The sequence below is a fragment of the Planktothrix sp. FACHB-1355 genome, assembly GCF_014748295.1.
Taxonomy (GTDB): domain Bacteria; phylum Cyanobacteriota; class Cyanobacteriia; order Cyanobacteriales; family Aerosakkonemataceae; genus Aerosakkonema; species Aerosakkonema funiforme_A.
The window spans coordinates 1-8,600 of sequence record NZ_JACJUP010000168.1 but is presented as its reverse complement, the minus strand read 5'-3'; the positions used below and the strand labels follow the sequence as shown (position 1 = coordinate 8,600).

The following is an 8,600-nucleotide window of genomic DNA, read 5'->3' as shown; positions in this document are numbered from 1 at the left end:
AAAACTTGCTGGTATTCTTTTATTACTCCCTGTCGAATCGGTTTGATTGTCGGATATCCTTCAGCTAGTAATAAAGAATTGACTGAACGTTTGGCAGGTTTGACTAGATTTGGGATGATTTTAGGAATTGCTTTTCAAATTCAAGATGATTTGCTTAATTTACAGGGCGAACTCGAAGCATACGGTAAAGAAATTGGCGGTGATATTTACGAAGGCAAACGCACCTTAATGCTGAATCACGTTTTGGCGAATAGCGGACAAGCGTCTCGGCAAATTTTGGACATACTTGCGTTACCCCGCGAGGAAAAGACGCCCGATCAACTCGCTTTTATTATGGATAAAATGCAGCAGTGCGGTAGCATAGAACACGCTTGGAAGGTGGCGCGATCGCTCGCTAACAAAGCAGCAGAAATTTTTGAAAGTCTAGATTTTCTTCAGAAAGAAACCCCACTGCGATCGCACGAAGAATGGGAATGCCCAGTACACGATCGACGATTCCTTAAAGAACTAATCAATTACGTGATTTACAGAAATGTCTGAAGGAAAACTAGCAGTAAAAAAATAGTGAAAGAGCAAAAAATTAAATGAGCGAAATATTGGCAATTCCACAAAATTTGACCCAGGTCAAGATCGAAGTTTATCCAGGTTCGACTGTGGCGATCGAACTGTTACTCGATAGCCAGATAGATGAAACCCTATTGTTTCGTCCGACGCTGGATGATTGGTTGTTAGATAACGGTCAAGTTATCTGCATCCCTAGCAATATGTCTCCTCCTTATCTGTACATACATAAAGGGAGCAAATTAAACCAAAAAATCAAATTCTCAATTCCTTTTCTTCTGCAACCAAAGCAAAAGATTGTGAGTTGGTTGCGCTTTCCGGGAATTCAGGAAGAGGCAATTCCGATCGAATTGGAAATTGTATCACCGACATCAGAAAAAGATAAAGAGCGAGTTTTTGAAGTTCCTTTGGAAGTTACTTTACCCTTCACTGTCCTAGAGGGAAATTCCTTATGGAATACCCCAGACAAAACAACAGCGGCAATATTTGGCTTGATGTCAGGTTTGATGGATTTGGATAAAATTCCATCCCGTTGGCTAGCAGCTGAACTTTTCGTAGTTTTGTGTCAAAAAGGAGAAGAATACGCCCAAACAGAATCGGGTAGAAAGTTACTCGATCGACTCAAACTTACCCGCTTCTATCAAAATGGAGTCACCGCTTTTGCATCCGCTCAAATTCCCAACTGGATTAGCGATAGTATCAAAAGTACAAGTGCAATATTGTCGGGTCAGAGTTTGCTACATATCTGGCAGGAATGGCTGTTAAATATCGCTCCAGAAGATGTAAAATTAAATGATAAAAAAGGCGAATTTTCCCTACCTGCTTTTTTAGGAGAAAAGTTTGTTTATAAATTAGGAGGAAATGCCGATCGCTGGTTTGGTGGTATCCTCTTGGGACTCGCACATATATCCCCTGCAATTGCGAAAAAATTGCAATATATGGCTAGCACAGATCGAAACTCGGCAGGAAGATTAGAAAGCGATCGCGCAACCGAAGCAACTAAAAGTTTAGTCGCCGGACTACCGGGTTTAGATACAACTCCGGTACGTTGGCTGGTGCTAGAATTATTGTTGCTGGTTTGCCAACAAGGCGATCGCTACGCCCGCACTCAAGCAGGCAGTCAATTACTGACTCAGTTGCAGCGTACTGACTTCTTTCAAAATGGCGTACTCGCTTTTGCATCAGCGGAATTTCCCCGTTGGACAGTCATCTCTCAACAAGCCGCCTCTGCCTATCATACTTATGTTGCAGTAGAGAAAGGGGAAGGTAATTTGCTTTATTTAGGAGAACAGTGGCTGTGGAGTTTGCTGCCAACAGAGTTAAAGTTAAGTCAGGCAAAAGATCGGATTACCATATCGAATGCGGCGGCAGATAATTTTGTAGAATCTGTAGGTATGAATGCAGAACGCTGGTTTAGTTGCGTTGTGCTGGGACTGGGCTTAATATCGCCAAGAATTGCCGCCCTTTGTCAAGCGATCGCCTCTAGTAAAAATATAACTTCTCCCCTCTCAAAATCTGCCGAACAAACAATACTCAACGACGTTTTCCAAGAAGCAGGATCGCTACAGCGATGATGGAAAACCAACCCTCTAGAGGAAAATCCTCTCATCCAATAATCTAAAATCCAATAATCCAAAATCCAAAATCTAAAATCCAAAATTGAATGACCATTGACGAACAACTCCTAGCCCGCGTCGAAGCTCTACGCATCCCCTTGGATGACCCCACCTCCCCAATTGATTGGAAAGATTGGTATCACTTCCTTTTTTTAGATAAACAAGGAAAAGTGCGGGTATTGGTTAACATAACTACGATCGGCAGACCGGAAAGAGGAGAAATTCAAGTCACCTTTCTGGTAAACTTAGCCAGTGAATACCTGCCCCCAGAGTACCGATTAGATATCCCTCTAGCAACATTCGGCACTGCGTTCAGCTTACAATGGCAAGCGGATATGGTGCGTCGAAATCCTTTGCGTATTCAAGGAAACAACATCTTGCTAGAAGTCGATGGCAAACATTCCCTATTGCAAGTTCAAGACGAACGAATGCAGCTATCGATTCGCTGTCAAGGAGAAGCGCAAGCGACACCTTTGTTAGTAACAGAAGATTCGCCTTTTGGCAGCGGTTTCATCGGTTGGGGATTAGTACCCGGTTTGCAAGTAACCGGAGAATTATCTGTAGGCGGGCAAAATTTCAGTATCGATCGCAATTGGTTTACTTATCACGATCGCAACTTCGGTCGTTTTCGTTGGGGAGAAGATATAGGTTGGGAATGGTTTGTCGCTTTTGCCACTTGCGATGATGGCAGACAAATTACTTTGGTATTAGACCAACGTACAAATAAAGACCATTCTGTCAAGGTATTTCCCTATATTTTTGTATATTTGGATAACGAATTAGTCAAAACTTTTCTCGGTTCTAGTTTAGCGGTTAATTGGCAGTGGTCAGACGATCCGGTAATGCCTGTGCGTTTGCCTGGAATCATGGCTTCCGTGTTTGCCGATCGCACTTTAAAAGTTCCGGAAAGCTTGCAAGTAGAAGCCGTTTACGAAGGCGATCGATTGTTACTCAACGTCGATTTTGAAAGCGCGATCGAGCTAGTAATTCCCGATAATCAAGCACGTCAATACAGTTTCATCGAAGAAGTAACCGGCACTCTGGAAGTTAATCTTTTTTGGCAAGGAGAAACTCTGCGCGGAAAGGGAATAATTTATGGAGAATATGTACTTTAGGAATGATTGTTGGAGCGAGCTATAACCGAGACTGAGTTGAGAATTCCTGCTTTGAAGCGCAGCGTACAAGAAATAAAAATGGAGTGGAACTTGCCATGACAGAGGAAGCACGTATTCCTGATGAAGAAACGAGAAAAGCGCTTTTTAACTTTCTCAGGACTTACGCATTGATACTAAATATGGTGAGATGGTGCGTTACGTTACCACTAACGCACCCTATGGATAGAGGCTTTGCGTAAGTTTTGTTCCTTACTTCTTTTATGGCGCTCGATTGAAGAACAATCACAAATGACTAAAAATTTGATTTCAATCAATCACAACATTTTCTAGAGATGATTCCAGACATTGTTCCCATTCGATCTTGGGCATCCCATCGAAAGCACTTCTCAAAGACTCTTCCCACCAATTCCGAATTTTAGCTAAGTAAGGATCTCCCAAACGCAGTTGCAACTTGTGACGAATCGCAAGAGAGTCAGTTTCGTACATCACCATACTAATTGGTGGCCCAACAGAAATATTTGACTTCATCGTCGAGTCGATCGAAAGCAGCGCACACTTAGCGCAAGCGTCTAAAGGCGTCTCGAAATTGAGAGTGCGGTCTAAAATTGGCTTGCCGTATTTTGTTTCGCCAATTTGTAAAAAAGGCGTTTCCGGCGTAGCTTGAATAAAATTACCTTGACTGTAAATGAGATAAAGTCCTGGTTCTTCGCCTCTAATTTGCCCGCCCAGAAGAATGCTGCATTTAAAATCAATGTTATCTTTTTGCAGCCATGCTCGATCTTGTTCCTGCATCTGACGAATTTTGCCACCTATATAACGAGCGATTTCGTACATATTTGGCAGGGAATGGATGTTGGCTTCATCTTGCGCCTTGAGATCCTTTCGGATTAAAGTCATAACTGCCTGGGTCATGGACAGGTTTCCCGAAGTACACATGATAATTGCCCGATCTCCAGGATAAGAAAAATCAAATAGTTTTTGATATGTTGAGATGTAATCTACTCCCGCATTAGTGCGAGAGTCAGCAGCCATAACGAGACCGAAGCGGGTAATAATGCCAAGGCAGTATGTCATGAACGTAGCAGTGTGAATGTGATGGGGAGAGGGAAAAGAGAACTAAAAATGTTCTTTTAGGAACATTTCCATAACAACTCCGAAAGGTTTTGGAGTGTCAATCCTGTTCTTTTGTCTCATTCTCCCACTGGTTGCGATCGGCAGGAACTACATCGGGAAGGTTGCGCCCCACAAAGTAAAGCCATGCCAAACCTACCAATCCCAACATAATTCCTACTATACTGACCACTTGAGCGATACGGAGCGGCCCCAACATTAAGCTATCAGTTCGCAGTCCTTCAATCCAAAACCGACCGCTGCCGTAACAGACAAGGTAAACTAGCCCCAGAGTACCCACTTTTAGGCGTGGTGTTCCCTTCAAAGAGCGAAAGAATAAGGTAAGCAATATAGCAAACACCATTAAATTCCATAAGGACTCGTAAAGAAATGTGGGATGAAAGAATTCCACATTTTTATATCCGGGGAAACGGCTCTCAGGCGGAATATACAGTTTCCAAGGTAAATTAGTAGGAGCGCCGTAAGCTTCCGAATTGAAAAAATTTCCCCAACGTCCGATCGCCTGACCGAGAATGAGAGAAGGAGCGACCAAATCGGCTAATTGCCAGAAGGAAACTCTTTGAACTCGCGCAAAGATTGTCGCCGCCAGAATACCGCCCAGAATAGCACCGTGAATGGCAATGCCACCTTTCCAAATCGCGATAATCTCAGCCGGGTTCCTAGCATATTCTGGCCATTGAAAAAACACGTAGTACAGTCGAGCGCAGGGAATTGCTGCAACCACAAGCCAGATTGCCAGTTCACCCGGTAAATCTGGGTTGATGTTGCGACGCTGCGCTAAATATCCGGAAAGCCACACCCCAATTAAAACTGCTGAGGCAATCAACAGACCGTACCAGCGAATCGTGAGTGGCCCCAACTGAATGAAAATCGGCCCTGGAGAAGCGAATTGAAAGGCTAAGGACTGGATAGGAATACCGAAAACCATGCAAATTCCTTTGATAATGGAACAATTAAAGCCATAAAAGACTTCAGCACCCTGAACGAAGATGCAGGATTGTATTCTATAGCGCAATGGCAGCACCGAACATGGGATGCGATATTTTAGTTGAAAATTTCTGCCACATTAAGCACATATGAGCGAATGACGATGAAAGAATCAAAAATAATTTTTGTTTAACAAAAAAATACACAGTATGCCTTGTACTGGGAAATAATTATTACTAGAGAGTAGGTATTTTTAGAGCCATCGCGTATTAGGCGTCAAATTTCGGTTTCTGACGATACACTCTCAATTTGTCCTACAAATCGAAAAACGCGCTAGTGGCTGCTACTTCTGCAATTAATTCTGGTGTGCCTTCGACAAAATCACCGTCGCCGATCGAGATGACTGCCTAGACTGGAATCTATTGATAGCAGGACATCTGGCTGTGTTTCGTTATCTAAATGGTAATATAGATGATTCCACCTTATTGCAACTGCTCTCTACCCTCCTATGGCAGAAACACTATTCTTCAATGCACTGCGAGAAGCCATCGATGAAGAAATGGCACGCGACCCCTCCGTATTTGTGCTGGGAGAAGACGTAGGTCACTACGGCGGTTCCTACAAAGTGACGAAAGACTTGTACAAAAAATATGGAGAACTGCGTCTTTTAGACACCCCGATCGCCGAAAATAGTTTTACCGGGATGGCAGTAGGTGCGGCAATGACCGGACTGCGCCCGATCGTCGAAGGCATGAATATGGGGTTTTTGCTGCTTGCCTTCAACCAAATCTCCAACAACGCCGGGATGCTGCGCTACACTTCCGGCGGTAACTTCAAAATTCCGATGGTAATTAGAGGACCGGGTGGTGTAGGCAGACAATTGGGTGCGGAACACTCCCAGCGACTCGAAGCGTACTTCCAAGCAGTTCCGGGTTTGAAAATTGTGGCTTGCTCTACGCCTTACAATGCGAAAGGACTGCTCAAATCTGCGATCCGCGATGATAACCCGGTGTTATTTTTTGAACACGTTCTGCTCTACAACTTAAAAGAAAACTTGCCAGAGAAAGAGTACCTGCTACCTTTGGATAAAGCTGAGGTAGTGCGACCCGGGAAAGATGTGACAATTATTACTTACTCGCGGATGCGGTATCGTGTGATGGAGGCAGTCAAGACATTGGAAAAACAAGGTTTCGACCCAGAAGTGATTGACCTGATTTCCCTCAAACCGCTAGACTTCGAGACGATCGGCGCTTCGATTCGCAAAACTCACCGCGTTATTGTGGTGGAAGAGTGCATGAAAACTGGCGGTATTGGCGCAGAAGTGATTGCCTCAATCAACGATCGCTTGTTTGACGAGCTGGATGCACCAGTACTGCGCCTATCTTCCCAGGATATCCCCACACCTTACAACGGTAAGCTGGAAAGCTTGACGATCGTGGAACCAAAGCAAATTGTGGAAGCAGTGCAAAAGATGGTCGCTTTACGAGTGTAACCATCCACCCACAACCGGGTTTAGTTGGGCGATGTGGCAAAAAAGCGCGATCGAATCCCAGCGAACAACCCGGTTTCTCAACGCTCTAAGCCGATAAACCTGCCCGAAAAGGATTATCATAGCATTTGTCCCCAAGCCTTACTCCCTTCCCCCTCAAAGAATATGTATTGCATTAGGGGGAGTGGGAGAACGAGATAGCGGGAAGAAATTCTTAATTTTGACTTTTGACTTTTGACTTTTGACTTTTAACTTTTGACTTTTGACTTTTAACTTTTGACTTTCTACTCTCTTTTGTATGCAAAAACAGCGTTCCTTATTAGCTCTGATCCTAGTCCTGGTAATCGCTGCCATCATAGTAATCGTTAAAATACCGATCCGATTGGGATTGGATCTTCTCGGTGGCGCACAGCTGACAATTCAGGTAAAACCGACACAGGATGTCAAACAAATTACTCCAGATGTTTTGGAAGCAGTTCAAAGAGTGATCGAAAACCGCATTAACGGTTTGGGCGTTTCCGAATCTTTGGTACAAACTGTAGGGCAAGATCAGATTGTAGTGCAGTTGCCGGGAGTAAGCGATCCGCAACAGGCGGAAAGAGTGCTGGGTGGCACAGCTCAATTAGATTTTCGCAAACAAAAGCCCGGTACGGAAGCGCAGCTATTTGCCGAACAACAGATAGCGCGGGAATTGAAAGCACAGCGAGAACAGTTGAGAAAGGCTGGGGATAAAACCAAGCTGGCAGAAATTCAGACGAAAATTAACAGCAGCAACGAAGCGATCGCATCTTTGTACGAACGCACCAACCCCCCACTCACCGGCAAAAACCTCAAAGATGCCTTCGCCACCACCGATCAAGCTGCCGTTAATTGGAGTGTAGCGCTGCGTTTTGACGGTCAGGGCGGCGATTTGTTTGCGGAACTGACTAAAAACATCGCCGGTACCGGACGCACTTTGGGCATTTTCCTAGACAACGAATTGATCAGCGCTGCTACCGTGGACGTTAAGTACGCCCAAGCGGGTATTACAGGCGGAAGTGCTGAAATTAGCGGACGCTTTACCGTACAAGAAGCCCAAGATTTGGCGATCCAGCTTAAAGGCGGTGCGTTACCTGTGCCGGTAGAAATAGTGGAGAACCGCACGGTGGGTGCCACGCTAGGTAAAGATAGCATCCAAAGCAGTATCTATGCAGGTATGGCTGGTCTGTTTTTGGTCTTAATCTTTATGGTGTTTTACTATCGACTGCCTGGGTTAATTGCTGACCTAGCTTTGATAGTGTATAGTTTGCTAACTCTAGCTAGCTTCGCTTTGGTAAATGTTACCCTCACTTTGCCTGGAATTGCCGGTTTTATTCTCAGTATCGGGATGGCAGTTGATGCCAACGTGCTGATTTTTGAGCGGACGCGAGAAGAATTGCGTGCGGGTAAGAGTTTGTATCGCGCCGTTGAGTCGGGGTTTTACCGCGCTTTTTCTAGTATTTTGGATAGTAACGTGACAACGTGGATTGCCTGTGGCGCTTTGTTTTGGTTGGGCAGCGGTTTGGTGAAGGGTTTTGCGCTGACTCTGGCGTTGGGTGTGGCGGTGAGTATGTTTACAGCGATTACCTGTAGCCGCACACTATTAATGTTTGCCATCTCTATTCCCGAATTACGCAAACCGGAATATTATGCCCCCAAAAAAGTTGAGGTATCCCCATGAAATTACAGGTAAACAAGCAGCGATCGCGCTGGTGGATCATCTCTGCCGCTATCCTCATCAGC

At 44.7% G+C, this 8,600-nt stretch carries 7 protein-coding genes; 5 read left to right on the top strand and 2 right to left on the bottom strand.

Annotated elements, in window-relative coordinates; translation table 11 throughout:
• The 3 genes from H6S82_RS10115 to H6S82_RS10105 all read left to right on the top strand — a co-directional run.
• Window positions 1–540: polyprenyl synthetase family protein (locus H6S82_RS10115; protein WP_191056191.1), on the top strand; the 540-nt coding region annotated here is incomplete at its 5' end.
• Between the two features lie 44 nt (window positions 541–584).
• Entirely contained in the window at window positions 585–2,135 is a 1,551-nt protein-coding gene (locus tag H6S82_RS10110) for a hypothetical protein (RefSeq protein WP_190464431.1), read from the top strand.
• Window positions 2,136–2,224: 89 nt separating this feature from the next.
• Window positions 2,225–3,292, top strand: coding sequence for a hypothetical protein (locus H6S82_RS10105; RefSeq protein ID WP_190464432.1), 1,068 nt, complete (start codon window positions 2,225–2,227; stop codon window positions 3,290–3,292).
• Between the two features lie 306 nt (window positions 3,293–3,598).
• On the opposite strand, the gene H6S82_RS10100 is transcribed toward H6S82_RS10105, so the two are convergent.
• On the bottom strand, window positions 3,599–4,366 hold the full coding sequence (locus tag H6S82_RS10100; RefSeq protein WP_190464433.1) for a proteasome-type protease: 768 nt from the start codon (window positions 4,364–4,366) through the stop codon (window positions 3,599–3,601).
• A 97-nt stretch (window positions 4,367–4,463) separates the two neighbouring features.
• Window positions 4,464–5,351: a prolipoprotein diacylglyceryl transferase gene (lgt, locus tag H6S82_RS10095; protein WP_190464434.1), complete on the bottom strand. Its 888-nt coding sequence runs from the start codon at window positions 5,349–5,351 to the stop codon at window positions 4,464–4,466.
• A gap of 507 nt (window positions 5,352–5,858) precedes the next feature.
• On the opposite strand from lgt, the gene H6S82_RS10090 reads away from it, so the two are divergent.
• Window positions 5,859–6,842 (top strand): alpha-ketoacid dehydrogenase subunit beta, encoded by a 984-nt coding sequence (locus H6S82_RS10090; protein ID WP_190464435.1) that lies wholly within the window; start codon window positions 5,859–5,861, stop codon window positions 6,840–6,842.
• A gap of 295 nt (window positions 6,843–7,137) precedes the next feature.
• Entirely contained in the window at window positions 7,138–8,538 is a 1,401-nt protein-coding gene (gene secD / locus H6S82_RS10085; RefSeq protein ID WP_190464436.1) for a protein translocase subunit SecD, read from the top strand.
• Window positions 8,539–8,600: the final 62 nt, after the last annotated feature.